At 72.0% G+C, this 18,605-nt stretch carries 15 protein-coding genes and 1 pseudogene; 7 read left to right on the forward strand and 9 right to left on the reverse strand.

What is annotated here, in order from left to right:
* Nucleotides 1-92 precede the first annotated feature (92 nt).
* The gene (locus tag JK359_RS08685) at nucleotides 93-3,740 is read right to left on the reverse strand and encodes a S41 family peptidase (RefSeq protein WP_201833597.1); all 3,648 of its coding nucleotides are present in this window, start codon (nucleotides 3,738-3,740) and stop codon (nucleotides 93-95) included.
* 154 nt (nucleotides 3,741-3,894) lie between these two features.
* On the opposite strand from JK359_RS08685, the gene JK359_RS08690 reads away from it, so the two are divergent.
* From JK359_RS08690 to JK359_RS08710, 5 genes and pseudogenes are all read left to right on the forward strand, one after another.
* Nucleotides 3,895-4,542: a TetR/AcrR family transcriptional regulator gene (locus tag JK359_RS08690; RefSeq protein WP_201833598.1), complete on the forward strand. Its 648-nt coding sequence runs from the start codon at nucleotides 3,895-3,897 to the stop codon at nucleotides 4,540-4,542.
* A 101-nt stretch (nucleotides 4,543-4,643) separates the two neighbouring features.
* Nucleotides 4,644-6,863 carry an MMPL family transporter gene (locus JK359_RS08695; RefSeq protein ID WP_201833600.1) on the forward strand — a complete coding sequence of 740 codons (2,220 nt, stop codon included), beginning with the start codon at nucleotides 4,644-4,646 and terminating at the stop codon, nucleotides 6,861-6,863.
* 192 nt (nucleotides 6,864-7,055) lie between these two features.
* Nucleotides 7,056-7,271 (forward strand): annotated as a pseudogene (locus JK359_RS08700) (hypothetical protein); the annotation flags it as partial.
* Nucleotides 7,272-7,288: 17 nt separating this feature from the next.
* A complete protein-coding gene (locus JK359_RS08705) occupies nucleotides 7,289-8,134 on the forward strand; it encodes an EamA family transporter (RefSeq protein ID WP_201833602.1) in 846 nt (281 codons plus the stop codon).
* A 73-nt stretch (nucleotides 8,135-8,207) separates the two neighbouring features.
* Nucleotides 8,208-8,486 carry a DUF1876 domain-containing protein gene (locus JK359_RS08710; RefSeq protein WP_201833604.1) on the forward strand — a complete coding sequence of 93 codons (279 nt, stop codon included), beginning with the start codon at nucleotides 8,208-8,210 and terminating at the stop codon, nucleotides 8,484-8,486.
* Between the two features lie 23 nt (nucleotides 8,487-8,509).
* Here JK359_RS08710 and JK359_RS08715 read toward each other — a convergent pair whose 3' ends face one another.
* The 6 genes from JK359_RS08715 to JK359_RS08740 all read right to left on the reverse strand — a co-directional run bounded on the left by JK359_RS08715 (nucleotide 8,510) and on the right by JK359_RS08740 (nucleotide 13,473).
* The gene (locus JK359_RS08715) at nucleotides 8,510-9,670 is read right to left on the reverse strand and encodes a serine hydrolase domain-containing protein (RefSeq protein ID WP_201833606.1); all 1,161 of its coding nucleotides are present in this window, start codon (nucleotides 9,668-9,670) and stop codon (nucleotides 8,510-8,512) included.
* Nucleotides 9,671-9,743: 73 nt separating this feature from the next.
* A complete protein-coding gene (locus JK359_RS08720; protein WP_201833609.1) occupies nucleotides 9,744-10,190 on the reverse strand; it encodes an organic hydroperoxide resistance protein in 447 nt (148 codons plus the stop codon).
* 233 nt (nucleotides 10,191-10,423) lie between these two features.
* Nucleotides 10,424-10,855 carry a MarR family winged helix-turn-helix transcriptional regulator gene (locus tag JK359_RS08725; RefSeq protein WP_201833989.1) on the reverse strand — a complete coding sequence of 144 codons (432 nt, stop codon included), beginning with the start codon at nucleotides 10,853-10,855 and terminating at the stop codon, nucleotides 10,424-10,426.
* Nucleotides 10,856-10,884: 29 nt separating this feature from the next.
* Nucleotides 10,885-11,643, reverse strand: coding sequence for an energy-coupling factor ABC transporter ATP-binding protein (locus JK359_RS08730; protein WP_201833610.1), 759 nt, complete (start codon nucleotides 11,641-11,643; stop codon nucleotides 10,885-10,887).
* Nucleotides 11,631-12,392, reverse strand: coding sequence for a cobalt ECF transporter T component CbiQ (cbiQ, locus tag JK359_RS08735; protein WP_201833612.1), 762 nt, complete (start codon nucleotides 12,390-12,392; stop codon nucleotides 11,631-11,633). Before cbiQ ends, JK359_RS08730 begins: the two co-directional genes overlap by 13 nt.
* 1 nt (nucleotide 12,393) lies before the next feature.
* A complete protein-coding gene (locus JK359_RS08740; RefSeq protein ID WP_201833614.1) occupies nucleotides 12,394-13,473 on the reverse strand; it encodes an energy-coupling factor ABC transporter permease in 1,080 nt (359 codons plus the stop codon).
* Nucleotides 13,474-13,621: 148 nt separating this feature from the next.
* On the opposite strand from JK359_RS08740, the gene JK359_RS08745 reads away from it, so the two are divergent.
* Entirely contained in the window at nucleotides 13,622-13,978 is a 357-nt protein-coding gene (locus JK359_RS08745) for an SsgA family sporulation/cell division regulator (RefSeq protein ID WP_201833616.1), read from the forward strand.
* A gap of 19 nt (nucleotides 13,979-13,997) precedes the next feature.
* On the opposite strand, the gene JK359_RS08750 is transcribed toward JK359_RS08745, so the two are convergent.
* A complete protein-coding gene (locus JK359_RS08750; protein WP_201833618.1) occupies nucleotides 13,998-15,665 on the reverse strand; it encodes a penicillin-binding transpeptidase domain-containing protein in 1,668 nt (555 codons plus the stop codon).
* Between the two features lie 96 nt (nucleotides 15,666-15,761).
* Entirely contained in the window at nucleotides 15,762-17,384 is a 1,623-nt protein-coding gene (locus tag JK359_RS08755) for a penicillin-binding transpeptidase domain-containing protein (RefSeq protein WP_201833620.1), read from the reverse strand.
* Between the two features lie 584 nt (nucleotides 17,385-17,968).
* Here JK359_RS08755 and JK359_RS08760 point away from each other — a divergent pair.
* Nucleotides 17,969-18,487, forward strand: coding sequence for an immunity 26/phosphotriesterase HocA family protein (locus JK359_RS08760; protein WP_201833622.1), 519 nt, complete (start codon nucleotides 17,969-17,971; stop codon nucleotides 18,485-18,487).
* The last annotated feature ends 118 nt before the right edge of the window (nucleotides 18,488-18,605 follow it).

An 18,605-nucleotide genomic window follows, 5' to 3' on the forward strand; every position in this document is an offset into this window, starting at 1 on the left:
GACGTGGGGGCTTGTCGCGTAGTTGCCCGCGGTCCGGGCTTGTCGCGCAGTTCCCCGCGCCCCTTTGGCGTGGGGCTTGCTGCGTGAGTTGCTCACCCTGCCCGTGGGGGGAGTTGTGGTCTTGCCCTGTTGGGGGTGTCGTCGTAGGTCGGGGGGACCGCCGCGGGGTTGGACTCCAGCAGTTCCAGGGCCAGTTCGACCGCGTCGACGAGCTGGGCGTGGCGGCCCTCCGCCCAGTCCAGGGGGGTGCGCATGATCTCCAGGTCGGGGGCGACGCCGTGGTTCTCGACCGACCAGCCGTAGGCGTCGAACCAGGCCGCGTTCATCGGCACGGTGATGACCGTGCCGTCGCCCAGGCGGTGCCGGCCGGTCATGCCGACGACTCCGCCCCAGGTGCGCTGGCCGACGACCGGGCCGAGTTTCAGCAGCTTGAACGCGGCGGTGATCATGTCGCCGTCGGACGAGGTCGCCTCGTCGGCCAGCGCCACCACGGGCCCGCGGGGGGCGTTGGAGGTGTACGAGACCGGCTGCGCGTCCCGGGTCAGGTCCCAGCCCAGGATCGTGCGGGTCAGCTTCTCGATGACGAGTTCGCTGATGTGCCCGCCCGCGTTGCCGCGCACGTCCACGATCAGTGCGGGCCGGGACACCTCCATGCGCAGGTCGCGGTTGAACTGGGCCCAGCCGGAGCCGCCCATGTCGGGGATGTGCAGGTAGCCGCACTTTCCGCCGCTCGCCTCCCGGACGACCTCGCGGCGTTTGGCCACCCAGTCCTGGTAGCGCAGCGGGCGTTCGTCGACGAGCGGGACGACGGCGACCCGCCGGGCCCGGCCGGCCTCGTCGTCCGCCGGGGTGAAGGTCAGCTCCACGGTCGTACCGCCCGATCCGGCGAGCAGCGGGTAGGGCCCGGTGACCGGGTCGACCGGGCGGCCGTCGACGTGGGTCAGGACGGCGCCCTCGCGGATGCCCGTGCCGGCCAGCGGTGAGCGGGCCTTGGAGTCGGAGGAGTCGCCGGGCAGGATGCGCTTGACCAGCCAGCGGCCGTCGCGGCGGACGAAGTTGGCGCCGAGCAGGCCCTGCCAGCGCTGGTAGTGGGGCGGGCCCTCGTTGCGGCGGGCGGCGGTGACGTAGGCGTGGGAGGTGCCGAGTTCGCCGAGGACCTCGCGCAGCAGGTCGGCGAACTCGTCGGGGGAGGCGATGCGTTCGACCAGCGGGCGGTACTGCTCGAGCACCGCGTCCCAGTCGATGCCGCACATGCCCGGGTCCCAGAAGTAGCTGCGGATCAGGCGTCCGGCCTCGTCGTAGGCCTGGCGCCACTCGGCGGGCGGGTCGACGTGGTGGAGGATGCGGCGCAGGTCGATCCAGACGGTCGTGTCGCCGTCGCCGGGCTCGGTCGACGGCACCGCCCGCAGGTCGCCCTCGTCCACCACGACCAGCCGGGAGCCGTCGCCGCTCACCGCGAACCAGTCGAGGTGGCTGACGAGTTCGGACTTCTTCGCCTTGCTGATGTTGAAGTACTCGAGGGTCGGGCGGCCGGTGGTGTCGTCCGGGCTGGCGAAGGTCTCGCCGAGCGCACCGGAGATCGGCCAGCGCAGCCAGACCAGACCGCCGCCCGCGACCGGGTGCAGCGCGGAGTACTTGGACGCTATGACCGGGAACGGTGTGACCCGGCTGGCCAGCCCCTCCACCTCGACCGTCACCGTGCCGGCCTCGCCGGTCTCCTCGTCCTCCAGCGGGTCCAGTCCGCCGGCGGCCGGGCGGCCCTCGGGGTTGAGGGCGAAGGGTGACGGGGTCGCGGAGGAGAGCGGGACGAGGTAGGGGCGGCAGCCCAGCGGGAAGGACAGGTCGCCGGTGTGGACGTCGTACACCGGGTCGAAGCCGCGCCAGGAGAGGAAGGCGAGGTAGCGGCCGTCCCGCGTGAAGACGGGGTTCTCGTCCTCGAAGCGGCCGTTCGTCACGTCCACGATCAGCCGGTCCTTGATGCGGGCCAGTTTGATCTGCCGCAGGGAGCGGCCGATGCCGGGGTGCGACCAGGTGAGCCAGGAGCCGTCGGGGGAGAAAGCGAGGTCGTGGACGGGCCCGTTGACGGACCGGATCAGCTCGACCACCACACCGGCCGAGCCGGCGTCACCCCCCGCACCGGCCGAGCCGGAGTCACCCCCCGCACCGGCCGAGGCGGAGTCACCGGCACCACTCCCGTCACTGCCGTCACCGGCGTCACTGCCGTCACCGGCGTCGTCGACGTCACTGTTGTCACTGCCGTCACCAGCATCACCGGCGTCACCGGAGCCGGTCGACCCCGGGGCCGCCGTGGCATCGGCACCGGCATCCTGGGCAGAGTCCGCGGCCGCCCCCCGCTTCGCGTCGCCGCCGGTCTCCTCGGCAGTGTCCGTGCCGGCTTCCCGCCCGGAGCCGGCGCCCATTTCCCCGTCAGGGGCCGCGGTGGCCTCCGGCTCCTCCGGGGGACCGGTTCCGGCCCCTTCTTCCTCCGGCTCCTCCGCGGGACCGCTTCCGGCCCCTTCTTCCGCCGGCTCCGTCACGTCGATCAGCAGCAGTCGCCCGTCGTGGGACGCGACGGCCAGTCGTTCGCCCTCGGGGTCGGAGACCAGTTCCAGGACGCGGCCCAGCTCGCCGGAGGCCAACCGGCGGGGCGGGCGGTCGCCGGTGGCGCGGGGGAGGTGGGCGATCTCGACCGCGTCCTCGCCCTCGGCGTCGGTGACGTAGGCGACCTGGCCGGTGGAGCCCAGCATCTCCGGAAGCCGTACCCGGACGCCGGGCGTGTCGGTCATCGTGCGGGCGGGGCCGTCGCGGTGGGTGAGCCAGTACAGGCTGCCGCGCACGACGACCGCGCTGGCCCGCCCGGTCTCGTCCACGGAGATGCCGTTGACGTTCTGCGCGGCCGGCACCTGGTAGCGGCGGCGGCCGGTGCGCGGTCCGGCGAGCCTGACGCCGAGCCGGCGCGGTGTGCCGCCCGGGGAGAAGTCGTCCACCAGCCACAGGTCGCCCGCGCACTGGTAGACCACCCTGCTGCCGTCGCTGGAGGCGTGCCGGGCGTAGAAGGCGTCGTGGTCGGTGTGGCGGCGCAGGTCGGTGCCGTCGTGGGCGCAGGAGTAGAGATTGCCGACGCCCTCGTGGTCCGAGAGGAAGGCGATCCGGCCGGCGACGAACATGGGGCAGGCCAGGTGGCCCTCGATCTCGGGCAGCAGCCGCTGTCCGTGCAGCCACAGCCGGCCCATGGCGCCGCCGCGGTACCGCTTCCAGGACGCCGGTTCGTGCGGCGGGGTGCCGGTCAGCAGCAGGGTCTTGTGTTCGCCGGCGACGTCGGCGACCTGGATGTCGGAGACTGGCCCCCAGGGCAGCCGGCCGCCCGGATCGCCGTCGGGCGGGACCTTGTAGGCCCAGGTGAAATAGGAGAAGGGCTGGCCGTGGGAGGCCACGGCCAGGATGTCGCCGTCGGGGGTCCAGCCGCACACCTGGGTGTCGGCGCTGCCCCAGTACGTCAACTGCCTTGCGGGGCCGCCGCCGTCGACGCCGACGAGGTGGATCTCGGGGACGAGGCTGCGCCAGGTCGTGTACGCGATGCGGCGGCCGTCGGGGGAGAAGCGCGGGTGACCGGCTTTGGTGCGGTCCGCGGTGAGCCGCCAGGCGCGGCCCGGGGCGTCGAGCGGGGCCAGCCAGAGGTCGTCCTCGGCCACGAAGCAGAGCAGGTCGCCACTGAGATGGGGAAGGCGCAGATAGCTCACCTCCCCATGCTTTTCCGCTCAAGGGGCCGCAGCAACTTATGGGCTCTTCACCTCCGTGACCCAGCACACGTACGAAACGGTTTCGTTTCGCTCCCTCGGGGGGTATCTTCATGGAGTACGAAGTCGAAGGCTCCGGAGCGGGAAGGTGACCGGCATGACCGAAGCCGCATCCAGAGGCGCGGTGTCAGCCGCACCGGTGGAACCGGTGCTCGCACCGGGGCGTCGCAGCCGGATCACGCCCGAGCGGGAGGCCGAGCTGTACGAGGCCGTGCTCGACCTGCTCCGGGAGGTCGGCTACGACGCCCTGACCATGGACGCCGTGGCCACCCGCACCCGGTCCAGCAAGGCCACGCTCTACCGCCAGTGGGGCGGCAAGGCCGAGCTGGTGGCGAAGGCCGTGCGGCACAACAAGCCGGGCGGTTCGGCCGACGCGGTCGACACCGGTTCCTTCAGGGGTGACCTGCACGCCCTCACGCTGCGCTCCGACGACTGCGAGATGGAGCAGAACGCCGCGCTGATGCGAGGCCTGGCGATGGCGATGCACGGCAACGCGGACCTCCGCAAGGCGTTCCGCGAGCACCTGATCGAGCCGGAGATGGCGGAGTTCCGCCGGGTGCTGCAGCGGGCGGTCGACCGGGGTGAGGTCCGTGCGGACAACCCCGCGATCGACTACGTGATGCACATGATGATCGGCGGGTTCGCCGCCCGCACCCTGATCGACGAACGACCCCCGACGCAGGACTTCCTTCTCTCGTACATCGACGCCGTGGTGCTCCCCGCCCTCGGCGTACGCCCCACCTGATCTCCCCACCACGCAAGCCCACCACCTGACGTCACCGCTCACGTCGTCGGGCTGACCATCCCTGCCCACACGTCCCACGACATGACCGGGAGTACGCCTCCGTGGCCACGTTCCTCTACAAACTCGGCCGGCTCGCCTTCCGGCGACGGCACTTCGTCGCCCTGATATGGGTTGCCCTGCTCACCCTCGCCGGGGTGGGCGCCGCCTCCGCGCCGGCGGCGGGCAACACGTCCTTCTCCATCCCCGGCACCGAGGCCCAGAAGGCCTTCGACCTGCTGGAACAGCGCTTCCCCGGCATGAGCGCCGACGGCGCGACCGCACGGGTGGTCTTCAAGGCGCCGAGCGGCGAGAAGATGACGGACGCCGCCAACCGGGCGACCGTCAAGAAGACCGTCAAGGAGCTGGGGACCGGCTCCGAGGTCGCCTCCGTCGCCGACCCCTACGTCGGACACGCCGTCAGCAAGAACGGCTCCATCGCCTACGCCTCGGTGAAGTACAAGGTCTCCGGCATGGAACTGGAGGACTCCTCGCGGGACGCCCTGAAGGAGGCCGCGCAGCACGCGCGGGACGCCGGGCTGACCGTCGAGGTCGGCGGTGACGCGCTGAACGCGACGCCCGAGACCGGCTCCAGCGAGGTCATCGGTATCGCGATCGCCGCCGTCGTCCTCGTCATCACCTTCGGCTCCCTGCTCGCCGCCGGATTCCCGCTGCTGACCGCGATCATCGGTGTCGGCATCGGCGTCTCCACGATCACCGCGCTCGCCGACACCCTGGACCTCGGCTCGACGACCTCCACCCTGGCGTCGATGATCGGCCTCGCCGTCGGTATCGACTACGCCCTGTTCATCGTCTCCCGCTACCGCGCCGAACTCGCCGAGGGGCGCGAGCGCGAGGAGGCCGTCGGCCGTGCCGTCGGCACCGCGGGCTCGGCGGTGGTCTTCGCCGGCCTGACCGTCGTCATCGCCCTGGTCGGCCTGTCCGTCGTCAACATCCCGATGCTGACGAAGATGGGCGTCGCCGCCGCGGGCACCGTCGCCATCGCCGTCCTCATCGCCCTGACGATGATCCCGGCGCTCCTCGGCTACGCCGGCCGGAAGATCAAGCCCACCGGCGAGAAGAGCAAGCTGCTCGGCGGCGGCCGTACCCCGAAGAAGCCGGGCCGCCCCAACATGGGCACCCGCTGGGCCAGCTTCGTCGTCCGCCGGCCGGTCGCCGTCCTGCTGCTCGGTGTGCTCGGCCTGGGCGCGGCGGCGCTGCCGGCCTCGTCCCTGGAGCTGGGCCTGCCGGACGACGGCTCCCAGCCCGTCTCCACCACCCAGCGCCGCGCCTACGACCTCCTCTCCGACGGCTTCGGACCCGGCTTCAACGGCCCGCTGATGGTCGTCGTCGACGCCAAGGACAGCGCCCGTCCGAAGGCCGCGTTCAAGGAGGTCGGCAAGGAGATCAAGGGCCTGAAGGACGTCGTCACGGTCACCCCGGCCACGCCCAACAAGGCCGGCGACACCGCGACGATCACCGTCGTGCCCAAGTCCAAGCCGTCCTCGGCGACGACCGAGGACCTGGTGCACGCGATCCGCGACAAGGGCGCGGACATCGCCGCGAAGACCGGCTCCGAGGTCCTGGTCACCGGCTCCACCGCGATGAACATCGACGTCTCGCAGAAGCTGAACGACGCGCTCCTGCCCTACCTCGCCCTGGTGGTCGGCCTCGCCTTCCTCCTGCTGATCGTGGTCTTCCGCTCGGTCCTCGTCCCGCTGAAGGCGGCCCTCGGCTTCCTGCTCAGTGTGCTCGCGGCCCTCGGGGCGGTCGTCGCGGTCTTCCAGTGGGGCTGGCTGTCCGGCCTGATGAACGTCGAGCAGACCGGCCCGGTCATGTCGATGATGCCGATCTTCATGGTGGGCGTCGTCTTCGGCCTCGCGATGGACTACGAGGTCTTCCTCGTGACCCGGATGCGGGAGGCGTACGTCCACGGCGAGAAGCCCAGCCAGGCCGTGGTGACGGGCTTCCGGCACGGCGCACGGGTGGTGACCGCCGCCGCCGTCATCATGATCGCCGTCTTCTCCGGCTTCATCGGCTCCAGCGAGTCGATGGTCAAGATGATCGGTTTCGGCCTCGCGATCGCCGTCTTCTTCGACGCGTTCATCGTCCGCATGGCCATCGTCCCGGCGGTGCTCGCCCTGCTCGGCAAGCGCGCCTGGTGGCTGCCGAAGTGGCTGGACCGCGCGCTGCCCAACGTGGACGTCGAGGGCGAGGGCCTGCGCTCGGCCGAGGAGCGCAGGGACTCCGACCCCGGCCAGGACAGGGAGCTGGTACGCGCCTGACGTACCGCCTCTGACCGCACAGCGGCCGGTGAGGGTGCCCGTGGGGACGGGGCTGCACCCTCACCGGCTTTTCGCTGCCCCGCCCCGCCCCGCGCCGGTGCCGGGCCTCCCAGGTGGCCGGCAACCGGTGCCGGGCGGGCCGGCGGACAACTCGTTCGCGTGTGCCGTGCAGCCACCGCTAGCGTGCCGTTCATGACGACGACAGCCGCCACCGACGCCGAAGAGCCCGGGGCGCACCCCCGGTTCGCCGAAGCGCTGCGGGCGCTCGGGCCGGACGATGTCCTCGCGCGTACCCGCCGGTTCCCCGAGGGCACCAGGACCGCCGCCGACGCCGCCACCGCGATCGGGTGTGAACTGAGCCGGATCTGCGAGGAACTGGTCGCCCACGCCGGCGCCGCCCTGGTGGACGTCCGCGAGCGCACCGCGTGACCCCGCTCGTCGCGACGGCCGTCCTGCTCGCCGCCGTCACCCACGCGAGCTGGAACGCCATCGCGCACCGCATCCCCGACAAGCTGGTCGGCTTCACCCTGATCTCCGGCGGCGGGGTGCTGATCGGGCTCGCCGCGCTGCCCTTCGTGGCCGTCCCGGCGGGACCCGCGTGGCCGTTCCTGCTGGTCTCCGCGGCGGTGCACATCGCCTACTACGCCCTGCTGATGACCTCGTTCCGGCTGGGCGACTTCGGACAGGCCTACCCCATCGCGCGCGGCAGCGCCCCGCTCGTGGTCACGGTGCTGGCCGCCGTCTTCGCCCACGAGGTGCCCGGCGCCTGGGCGATGGCCGGCATCGCCGTGTCCTGCCTCGGGCTCACCGGCGTCAGCCTGTGGGGACTGCGCGGACGCCGGCCCGACTGGGCGGCGATCGGCGCGGCCCTGGCGACCGGTCTGACGATCGCCGCGTACACGGTCATCGACGGCATGGGCGTACGCGCCTCGCACTCGCCGCTCGGATACATAGCCTGGCTGATGGTCCTCCAGGGCGTCGTGGTGCCCGCGTACATGTACGCACGCGAGCGGGGCGGGGCCGCCCGGCTGCTGCGGCCGTACGCCGGACTCGGCTTCCTCGGCGCCGCCCTCTCCGTCGCCGCGTACGCCCTGGTCCTGTGGGCCCAGACCCGTGCCGCGCTCGCCCCCATCGCCGCCCTGCGCGAGTCGTCCATCATCGTCGGCGCGGCCATCGGCGCCCTGTTCTTCAAGGAGCGCTTCGGCGCACCCCGGATCGCGGCGGCCGGGCTGCTGGTGGCTGGGATCGGGCTGATGCTGCGCGCCGGATAGCGGGCGGTGCCGACATGACGACGCGGGCACCCTGGCGCACCCTGGAAGCAGCGGTTTCTGGGAGGTGTTCGACATGATGCACACCGCTGTCGGATGGCACGTCGAGCTGGAGTTCAAGGAGGAGGACGACCAGCACACGCGCGCGGTGGCCATGGTGCGCCTGGCCGACGGTACCGAGGTCCGGGCGCACGGCCGGGCCAGCCGGCACAGCGTCGACGCGAACCAGCCCCGGGTCGGCGAGGAGATCGCCGGTGCGCGCGCCCTCAACGAACTGGCGATGCGGCTGCTCACCAAGGCCCACGACGAGATCGACGCGGAGTCCGGCCGGACCTCGCACCCGATCAACGTGTGACGCACGCCCGGGGCGGCCGAGTCCTAGGCGAGCGCCGTGCGCACCGCTCGCACCAGCGCCTGCGCCCGCGGGTCCGCCGTCACGCTCTTGCGGAATCCGTTGGTGACGTAGCCGAAGGCGACGTGGGTCTCCGGGTCGGCGAAGGCGAGCGCGCCGCCGCGGCCGGGGTGGCCGAAGGAGCCGGGGGAGAGCAGCGGGGACGCCGCGCCGTGCAGCATGTGGCCGAGGCCGAAGCGGGTGCCGACCACCAGGACCCGGTCGGGCCCGGCGGACTGCTCGGTACGGGCCAGCGCGGCCGTCTCCGGGGTGAACAGCCGGGTGCCGCCGTCCACCTCGCCGATGAGCGAGGCGTAGAAGCGGGCCAGTCCGTCGGCGGTGGCGATGCCGTTGGACGCGGGCAGGGCGGCGGCGCGGTAGGCGGGGGCGTTCTCGTCGGGCAGCGGGGTGATCGCGGCGAACGCCCGGCGGGTCAGCGACTCCGGGTCGGCGTAGGCCTCGGCCACCGCGCGCTTCGGGCGGGTTCTCAGGCCGCCCGCGCTCTCGGGTGCGTCCACCGGCCCGACGCGGCCCACGCGCGCTTGCTCCGACTCGGGCAGGCCGAGCCACAGATCGGCGCCGACCGGCCGGGCCAGTTCGTCGGCCAGCCACGCGCCGGCCGGGCGGCCGGTGACCCGGCGGAGCAGCTCGCCGGCGAGCCAGCTGAAGGTCTGGGCGTGGTAGCCGTGGTCCGTGCCCGGCTCCCACACCGGTGCCTGTGCGGCGACGGCCGCGGCGCCCAGCTCCGGGTCGGCGGCCTCGGCGGGGGTCAGCGGGCGGTCCAGCACGGGTACGCCCGCACGGTGCGCGAGCAGGTGCCGGACGAGCGTGTGCTCCTTGCCGGCCGCCTTGTACTCGGGCCAGTACGTGCCGACCGGGGCGTCCAGGTCCAGCTCGCCGCGCTGGTGCAGGAGCAGCAGTCCGGCGGCCACGACGCCCTTGGTCGCGGAGCGCACGATCTGCGCGGTCCCGGGCTCCCAGGGAGCCGTGCCGTCCACGTCCTTGGTGCCGGCCCACAGGTCCACGACCTTGTGCCCGTCCCGGTAGACGGCCACGGCCGCGCCGCGCTCGCCGAGCAGCGCGAAGTTCGCGGCGAACGCCTCCCTGACCGGCTCGAAGCCGTCGGCCACAGTGCCGTTCACGTCCACGTCCGCCGTCCCTTCCGATCGCCTGCGACAGTGGGTCCAACAGGTGGTCCGCGCCTGCGATTCCTTGGCGGGATCAGCCGAGCAGAATCGTTACATCGATGTTGCCGCGGGTGGCGTTCGAGTAGGGGCAGACCTCGTGCGCCGCGTCCACCAGCCGGGTCGCCACCTCCGGGTCCAGCACCGGCAGGGAGACGCTGAGGGCGACCGCGAGGCCGTATCCGCGCTGCCTGTTCGGGCCGATGCCGACCTTCGCGGCCACCGTGGAACCGGTGAGGTCGTAGCCCTCGCGGTTGCCGACCAGGATCAGCGCGTTGTGGAAGCAGGTGCTGTAGCCGGCCGCGAACAGCTGCTCCGGGTTGGTGCCGTTGCCGTCGCCGCCCAGTGCCGGCGGCATCGCGACCTTCAGCTCGAGCCGCCCGTCCTGGCTGGTCACGTAGCCGTCCCGGCCGCCGTGGGCGGTGGCCTCGGCGACGTACATGATCTTCGTCGGGCGGGTGTCGACAGTGGTGCCCTCGGTCATGACCGGCCTCCCCCGGAACAAGTGGCGCACAAGTACATCGTGCACAAGGTACTGGCTGGTAGGTCAGCAGCCTCGGGCAGGGGTACCGAGGGAGCGGTCCGGGACCGGCGGCGGTCGACGGCCGGTGCGCGGAGTCAGCGGTCGGCCGGCTGCCGGGGGTCAGGCGCCGGCCGGTGCGGGGAGTCAGCGGTTGGCCGGCCGCCGGGGGGGCAGGCGCCGGCCTGCGCACGGGATCAGTGGCGGTCGGCTGCCGTGGTGGCGCGTTCGGTGAGGTTCCACAGCTGTTCGCGCAGGTGCGCGACCTCCTGGGCGCCGAGACCCGTGGTCGTGAGCAGGGCGCCTGGTACGCGCGCCGCGCGCTCCCGGAGCACCTCGCCGCGCCCGGTGCACGCGACCAGAACCGAGCGCTCGTCGCCGACCGCGCGCTCCCGGCGTACCAGCCCCGCCCCCTCCAGCCGCTTCAGCAGCGGCGAGACGGTGCCGTAGTCCAGCCGCAGGGCGGCCGCCAGTTCCTTCACGCTGGTCTCGCCGCGCTCCCACAGGACCAGCAGCACGAGGTACTGCGGATAGGTCAGCCCCAGGTCGTCCAGCAGGGGACGGTACGCGGCGGTCACGGCGCGCTGCGCGGCGTACAGCGCGAAGCACAGCTGGTCGTCCAGCAGCATCGAGCCCTCGACGGCAGGGTCCTGGTTCGTCACGCGCCCATTGTCACGGACGCCGGGTCGAAGCCGAACGGCAGCTCAAGCCGGTGCGCCCGCATCAGGGTGTCGTCGGAGAGCAGCTCGCCGGTCGGGCCGTCCGCCGCGATCACGCCCTCGCTCAGGATCAGCGAGCGCGGGCACAGCTCCAGGGCGTACGGCAGGTCGTGCGTGACCATGAGGACGGTGACGTCCAGGGAGCGCAGGATGTCGGCGAGTTCGCGGCGCGAGGCCGGGTCCAGGTTGGAGGACGGCTCGTCCAGGACGAGGATCTCCGGCTCCATGGCGAGCACGGTGGCCACCGCGACCCGGCGCCGCTGGCCGAAGGACAGGTGGTGCGGCGGCCGGTCTGCGAAGTCCTGCATCCCGACCCGCTCCAGAGCGCCGCGCACCCGCTCCTCCAGCGCGGCCCCCCTGATCCCGGCGGCGGCCGGCCCGAAGGCCACGTCCTCCCGCACGGTCGGCATGAACAGCTGGTCGTCCGGGTCCTGGAAGACGATGCCGACCTTCTGCCGGATCGCCGCCATGTGCTGTTTGCCGACGGGCAGCCCGGCCACGGTCACCGAGCCGGTGCCGCCGCCCAGGATGCCGTTCAGGTGCAGCACCAGCGTGGTCTTGCCGGCGCCGTTGGGGCCGAGCAGGGCGACCCGCTCGCCGCGTGCGAGGGAGAAGTCGACCCCGAACAAGGCCTGATGGCCGTCCGGGTAGGCGAAGGCGAGGCCGGAGACCTCCAGAGAAGCAGTCACAGGACCCATCCCAGCAGACAGACGACGAGGGCGGCACAGGGGAGCGTGAGGGCGCGGCGCCATTGCGCGCCGGACGCGGTCACCTCGTCGATGACCGGCATCGCACCGGCGTACCCCCGGCTCATCATGGCCAGGTGCACGCGCTCGCCACGCTCGTAGGAGCGGATGAACAGCGCGCCGGCGGACTTGGCGAGCACGCCCCAGTGGCGTACGCCCCGGGCCTCGAAGCCACGTGACTCGCGGGCGATCCGCATCCGGCGCATCTCGTCGGTGATGACGTCACCGTAGCGGATCATGAAGGACGCGATCTGCACCAGCAGCGGCGGCAGTTTCAGCCGCTGCAGCCCGAGCAGGAGTTCGCGCAGCTCGGTGGTGGCGGCCAGGAGCACGGAGGCGGCGACGCCGAGGGTGCCCTTGGCGAGCACGTTCCAGGCACCCCACAGCCCGTTGACGCTCAGGGAGAGTCCCAGCACCCGTACCTGCTCGCCCTCCGCCACGAACGGCATGAGGACCGCGAAGGCGACGAACGGCACCTCGATCAGCAGCCGTTTCAGGAGGAAACCGGCGGGCACGCGCGCATGGTGGGCGACGCCGGCGAGCAGCACCGCGTACAGGGCGAACGCCCACATCGCCTCACGCGGGGTCGACACCACGACCACCACGAACAGGAGGGCGGCGGCGAGCTTGGTGTGCGGAGGCAGGGCGTGCACGGGCGAGTGCCCGTGCCGGTACAGCCTGTGCGCGTGTCCGGCTCCCACGTCAGACGCCGGTGTCGACGGGGGAGACGTCGGCGCTGCGCCGACGGCGCAGCGCCCAGAACACCGTGCTGCCCGCGACGACCGTGACGCCGACTCCGATCACACCGGCGAGACCACCGGACAGCCGGGCGTCGGAGACGTCCTTGACGCCGTAGTCGGCGAGCGGCGAGCCGGCCGCGGCATGCTCCTCGGTCTTCTCGTCGATCCCCTTGTCGTGCGCGACCTTCTCCAGGCCGTCCGGGTTCGAGGAGGCGTAGAAGCTGACGAAGCCGGCGAGGACGAGGGAGGTGACGAGGCCGGTCACCCACAGCGTGCGCCGGGAGGTGCGCGCGGCGACGGGCGTGGTGGGCGCGGGCGCGTCCACCAGGGTGCCGTTCACGCGCAGCCGGAGCCGCTGCCGCAGGCCGCGCGCGCCGTACACGAGGTCCGGGCGTACGGCGATGACGGCGCCGACGGTGAGCGCGGTGATGACCGCCTCACCGATGCCGATCAGCACGTGCACGCCGATCATCGCGGTCGCGACCTTGCCGATGGAGACGTCGGTGGTGCCGCCGACCGCGTAGATCAGCGTGAAGGCGACCGCCGCGGCGGGCACCGACACGAGCGCGGCGACGAAGGAGGCCACGGTCACCGAGCGCCGCTTGCGGGGCAGGACCGCGAGCAGGCCGCGGAAGACGGCGTACGACACCACGGTGGTGACGAGGGCCATGTCGGTGATGTTCACCCCGAGCGCGGTGAGCCCGCCGTCGGCGAACAGCACGCCCTGCATCAGCAGCACGACCGACACGCACAGGACGGCTGTGTACGGGCCGACGAGGATCGCGGCGAGGGCCCCGCCCAGCAGATGCCCGCTGGTCCCGGCGGCGACCGGGAAGTTGAGCATCTGTACGGCGAAGATGAACGCCGCCACCAGGCCGGCCAGCGGGGCGGTGCGCTCTCCCCCGTACTCGGCTTCGCCCGCGCGGGAGGTGGCTCCCAGTTCGCGGCGGGCACCGCGCAGGCTCACCGCGAGGGCGCCGGCGGCGACCACTCCGGTGATCGCGGAGGTCGGGGCGTCGATGAATCCGTCAGGTACGTGCACCGTACGATTTTAGGGCCTTGTTGCGAACCTCTTGCAAGAGAGACGAGGTTTCCGTTTTCCGCGGGCGCAAAGCGGAAAATGTGGGACATTGGAGAGAAAGCGGATGCATGGCTTTCGCTTGGGTCACACAGCGTGAGAGGGCGGTCCGATGTCTGTAGTCGAACAGTACGCGCGCGCCCACATCGTCACGGACGAGGAGGACCCGGGGGCCGTACCCGTCATGCTGCGGTACGACCCCGACTCCGATCCACGATCGGTACGGGTCGGCCTGCCGGGACCGCACGAGTGGACGTTCTCCCGCGCGCTGCTCGAACAGGGGCTGCGGGCCCCGGTCGAGAGCGGCGACGTCCGCGTGTGGCCGTGCGGACGCGTCCAGGCCGTCGTCGAGTTCCACACCGACCACGGTGTCTCGGTGGTGCAGTTCGAGTCGAAGGCGCTGTTCCGCTTCCTCCGCCGCACCTACACCGTCGACACCGTCGGCACCCGGTCGACCGTGCGCGGCTGACCGCCCCCTCGGCCGTCGGTCAGCCGCCCGTCTTCAGCAGCTTCGCCACGATCGGGCCCGCCGAGTCGCCGCCGTGTCCGCCCGCCTGGACCACGCCCGCCGCGGCCAGGTCGCCCCGGTAGGCGGTGAACCAGCCGTTCGGCTTCTTCTGCCCGTCGACCTCGGCCGAACCGGTCTTCGCGCCGTAGTCCGGGCCGAGCCCCGACATGGCCTCGGCGGCCGTGCCGTACGCGGCCGTGTACCGCATCAGCTCGCGCAGCTGCGAGAGCGCCTTGGCCGGCAGGGCGCGCGAGGCGGTGGCCAGGGTGCGGTGGTCGACCGACGGCGACACCAGGTACGGCTGGTGGAAGGAGCCCGACTTCACGGTGGCCGCGACCGACGCCATGTTCAGCGGGTTCATGCGCACCCCGCCCTGCCCGATCAGCGAGGCCGCCATCTGTGCCGCGGACTGCACCGGCACCGAGCCGTCGAAGGTGGGCACACCGATCGCCCAGTTGTTCATCGACAGCCCGAAGACCTGCTGGGCCTGCTTGGTCAGGTCGTCGTCCTTCAGCTTCTTCGCCTGGCTGATGAAGGCGGTGTTGCAGGAGCGGGCGAAGCTCGCCTTGAACGTGCCGCCCTTGATCTCGAAGTCGTCGTCGTTGTGGAACTTCCAGCCGCCGTAGGTGACCGTCTTCGGGCAGGGGTGGCTCTTGTCGGCCGCCGCCAGGCCCTTCTCGATCAGCAGCGACGACGTGATGATCTTCATCGTGGAGCCCGGCGCGAGGGAGCCCTGGAAGGCGGTGTTGAAGCCGTGCCCGCTGTTGGCGACGGCGAGGATCTCACCGGTCGAGGGGCGCAGCACGACCACCGAGGCCCGCGCCCGCCCGGCCACCTGCTGCTCGGCCGCAGCCTGCAGGGACGGGTTCAGCGTCGTCTTCACCGTGCCCGGTGTGCCCTTGCTCAGCTCCACGAGCGTCTTGGCGGACAGCTTCGCCGCCTTGGCCGCCTTGCCGCGCACCACGCGCAGTTCGACGCCCGCCTTGCCGCCCGCCGTCTTGCCGTACTTCTCCCGCAGCCCGTCCAGCACGGTGCCCAGGGACGGGTACCGGGCCGCCGTCAGCTCGTCGCCGTCCCGGTCCAGCGCCTTGACGGGCGGGGTGCCGGACTCGCCGGTGACCAGCGTGTCGCCGTCCTTCAGGTCCGGGTGCACGACGGCCGAGTGCCAGTCGACCAGCGGCTTGCCGTCGCCCGGCCGCCGTACGACGGTGAGCGAACTGCCGTAGGCCAGCGGCTTGCTGAGGTCCCGGTACGACACCGTCGCCTTCACCGAGAACGGCACCTTGGCGCCCGTCGCCGCCCCAGGGGTGAGCGTCACGGCCTTCAGGCGGGCGTCCTTGGTGTAGCCGGTGAGCAGTTCGGCTGCGGCGGACGGGTCGTCGGTGGCGGCCGCCGCCTCGGTGACCTTGCCGTGCTGCCAGGCGGTGAGGAAGCGGGTGGTGGCGGTACGGACCTCGGCCGCGGTGAGCGGGCCGGTGCGGACGGCCTTGTGGCCGGCCCCGCCGCCGGGCCGGTCGTCGGCCGCGGCGCCGCCGCCGTAGAGCGCGTAGACGCCGAACCCGGCGCCCCCGACCACCACGGCGATCATTCCGCCGAGTACGGCAGGACGGGTCTTCCGTCGCTCGGCGACACGCCTTCTGTTGCCCACAGCCTCAGTTCCTCCGCGCCTTCCCCAGGGTCCCCGTATCCCTCACACACCCCAACGACCGCAATCACCTTAAAGTCCCCGGCTCTGCGGGTGACGTCAGCCGGCATTCCGTAGCACGCTTGCGACAATCGGCCCGGCCGCGTCGATGCCGTGCCCGCCGTCCTGGACCATCGCCGCCGCGGCCATGTCGTCGCGGTAGCCGGTGAACCAACTGTCGGACCTGGCCTCCCCGTCGGCCTCCGCGGAGCCGGTCTTCGCCCCTACGTCCCCATGCAGTCCGGCCATCACGCCCGCCGCGGTGCCGCTGTGCGCGGTACGGCTCATCATCGCGCGCAGCTGCCCGACCGTGGCCGGCGACAGCCCACGCGCGCGTGCCGGTTCACGGCCGTCCAGCGCCAGCGGCACGATCACGGGCTGGCGGAACGTTCCGGTGATCGCGGTCGCCGTGACGGAGGCCATGTTGAGCGGGTTCATCTGGACCTGGCCCTGGCCGATCAGGGCGGCCGCGGTGTCCGGGCCGCCCGAAGCGGGGACCCGGCCGTCGAAGGAGGGCACGCCCACCTTCCAGTCCCGCCCGATCCCGAACCGCTCCTCGGCCTCCTCGGTGAGGGAGTCGGCCTTGACCTCGTCCGCGAACTTCACGAACGCCGTGTTGCAGGAGCGGGCGAAGCTGTCGCCGAGGGAGGCGTGCTCGTCCGGCTGGAGGCCCTTGAGGTTGTGGAAGGTCTGGCTCTGCCACACGGCCGACGGCGGGCAGGGCGCCGAGCCGTTCGCGGTGGTCAGGCCGTTGTCGATGAGGGTGGCCGCGCTGACGATCTTCATGGTGGAGCCGGGGGCGCGCTCGCCGAGGAAGGCCGCGTCGAAGCCGTCCCGGCGGTTGTTGGCGACCGCCAGGATCTCGCCGGTGCTCGGCTTGACGGCCACCACCGAGGACTCGGGGTGCTTCTCCACCGCCGCCTCGGCCGCCGCCTGCGCGCTCGCGCTGAGCGTCGTCCGGAGCTTGCCGGGCTTGCCCTTCGCCAGGGTGACGAGCGTGGTGTCCGCGGCCTGGCTGCCGTCGGCGGCGGCCTGATGCCGGATCACGAGTTCCACCCCGGGCCGGCCGCTGGTCCGGTCGCCGTACCGGCGGCGCAACTCGTCCAGGACCCGGCCGAGGGAGGGGTATGTGCGCCGCTCCAGCACCTTTCCGTCGCGGTCGACGGCCTCGATCTCCGGGGCGGCCGACTCGCCGGTGGCGAGCGTGTCCCCCTTGCGCAGGCGCGGGTGGAGCACGGAGGGCTGCCAGTCGACCAGGGCGCGGTGCGAGGTCTCGCCGCGTACGACGGTCAGCGTGCTCCGGTAGGACAGGGGCCGGGAGGTGCCCTGGTACGACACCGTCGCCTCGACCCTGAACGGCACGGTGTCGCCGGCGGGCGTGCCGGGCGTGATGCGCACCTTGCGGATGTGCGCGTCGTCGCCGAAGGCGCGCAGCAGCGCGCCCGCCGCGCCGGGGTAGTTCGTGTACGACGCCGCGGCCGCCGCGTCGCCCTTCTCCCAGGCGTTGAAGAACGCGCCGGACGCGTCCTTCACCTCGGATCCGCTGGGCGGTCCCGTCTTCACGGACGCCGTGCCGCCGTCACCGTCGAGCGCGGACGCGATGTTGTACAAGCCGTAACCGGCCCCGCCCAGGAGCGTGACGCACACGCTGCCTATGACGGCCGCCTTCACCCCGTTGCGCATTGCGCGGATTCCCTCCCCTTGGTCCTGTTTTGAACGCGTTCAAAACAGATCTTGGGGGAACTGTAAGCGGTTTCACCGCCGTGCGGGCGAGGGTTGCCGATTGTTGTCCGAACAGAGACCTCGTCCGTCAAGTCACGAGAACTCGTGCCCTGACACGGCCGTAGGGCCGGGGCGCAATCGAAGCATGGGCGCACGCCCGGACACGTAAGGCCGACTACCAGGAGTGAGCCACATGCTGAACCGTCCCTCACCGTCATGGCGGGTCCTGACAGCCGTCTCGTTCGCGATCTGCCTCATCGCCCTCCTGACGTGGGTGCTGGAAGGCGGCAGGATCACCGGCGCCTCCCTCGGCTGCCTGCTGACCGGCATCGGAGCGGTGATCGCGACGAGACAGGCCTCCCGGCAGCCGAGCCCGCGGACGACCCACATCGGGCACTCCGCCAGACGTAAACGGTCTTCCCGTCTGTGCAGGCGTCATACTCGCCGCAGAGCGGAACCTCGCCGGCCATGCAGGTGCTGGGGCCGCCCGGCTGGACCCACGTATCCAGCCGAGAGGATCCGGGCCCGAGGGGAATAATCCACACATGCAGCAGCCGGCAGCGGGGCCCAGGAAGGTCACCAAGGCCCGCGCCAGTAGAGCCCCTGGACGGGTAGCGCGCATCGATCTGGGCGACGGCCGATGCGCTTTCGGCCGGCAACTCACCGGATTGTGCGTCGAGTTCTACGACCTCGTCGGCCGGCCTGGAGCGCCTGTCGACCTCATCGAGATCGTTGCGGCACCCGTCGCCTTCAAGATCTGGGTCATGGATTCGGCATTTCGGCGCCGTAGCGGCTGGGAGCTGCTCGACGTAGTGCCCCTGACCCGCGAGGAACAGGCCGTGGTCCATGTGTTCAGCAAGCAAGATCCGCTCAGCGGCAGTGTCACCGTCCATCGCGTCGATCCGGTCACCCGGGCGGGCCGTGAAACGCCCTCGACGCTCGAAGAGGGCCGGAAGCTGGAGCGGGCTGCTGTCTGGGCGCCTGAGCACATCGAAGACCGGCTGAGAGACCACTTCGACGGCCGCCCGAACAAATGGGTGGAATCTCTGCGCCTGAAGCCGTGATGCCAGGGAAGATCGACCGAGGCGCAGGCGTCGTTGGCCGACGTCGACAGGCCTGCGTGATCGACCTGACAAGGATGAAGCTGGATCGCGGAACTGTCCCTCAGCGGATCACCACCCG

The sequence above is a fragment of the Streptomyces actinomycinicus genome, assembly GCF_016741775.1.
In the GTDB taxonomy this organism is placed as follows: domain Bacteria; phylum Actinomycetota; class Actinomycetes; order Streptomycetales; family Streptomycetaceae; genus Streptomyces; species Streptomyces actinomycinicus.

Bases quoted from the DNA above. Each gene is read 5' to 3' on its own strand.
- JK359_RS08690 (WP_201833598.1), top strand. From the start codon at position 3,895: ATGACCGAAGCCGCATCCAGAGGCGCGGTGTCAGCCGCACCGGTGGAA.
- JK359_RS08710 (WP_201833604.1), top strand. From the start codon at position 8,208: ATGATGCACACCGCTGTCGGATGGCACGTCGAGCTGGAGTTCAAGGAG.
- JK359_RS08720 (WP_201833609.1), bottom strand. From the start codon at position 10,190: ATGACCGAGGGCACCACTGTCGACACCCGCCCGACGAAGATCATGTAC.
- JK359_RS08725 (WP_201833989.1), bottom strand. From the start codon at position 10,855: ATGCTGCTGGACGACCAGCTGTGCTTCGCGCTGTACGCCGCGCAGCGC.
- JK359_RS08730 (WP_201833610.1), bottom strand. From the start codon at position 11,643: ATGGGTCCTGTGACTGCTTCTCTGGAGGTCTCCGGCCTCGCCTTCGCC.
- JK359_RS08745 (WP_201833616.1), top strand. From the start codon at position 13,622: ATGTCTGTAGTCGAACAGTACGCGCGCGCCCACATCGTCACGGACGAG.
- JK359_RS08755 (WP_201833620.1), bottom strand. From the start codon at position 17,384: ATGCGCAACGGGGTGAAGGCGGCCGTCATAGGCAGCGTGTGCGTCACG.
- JK359_RS08760 (WP_201833622.1), top strand. From the start codon at position 17,969: ATGCAGCAGCCGGCAGCGGGGCCCAGGAAGGTCACCAAGGCCCGCGCC.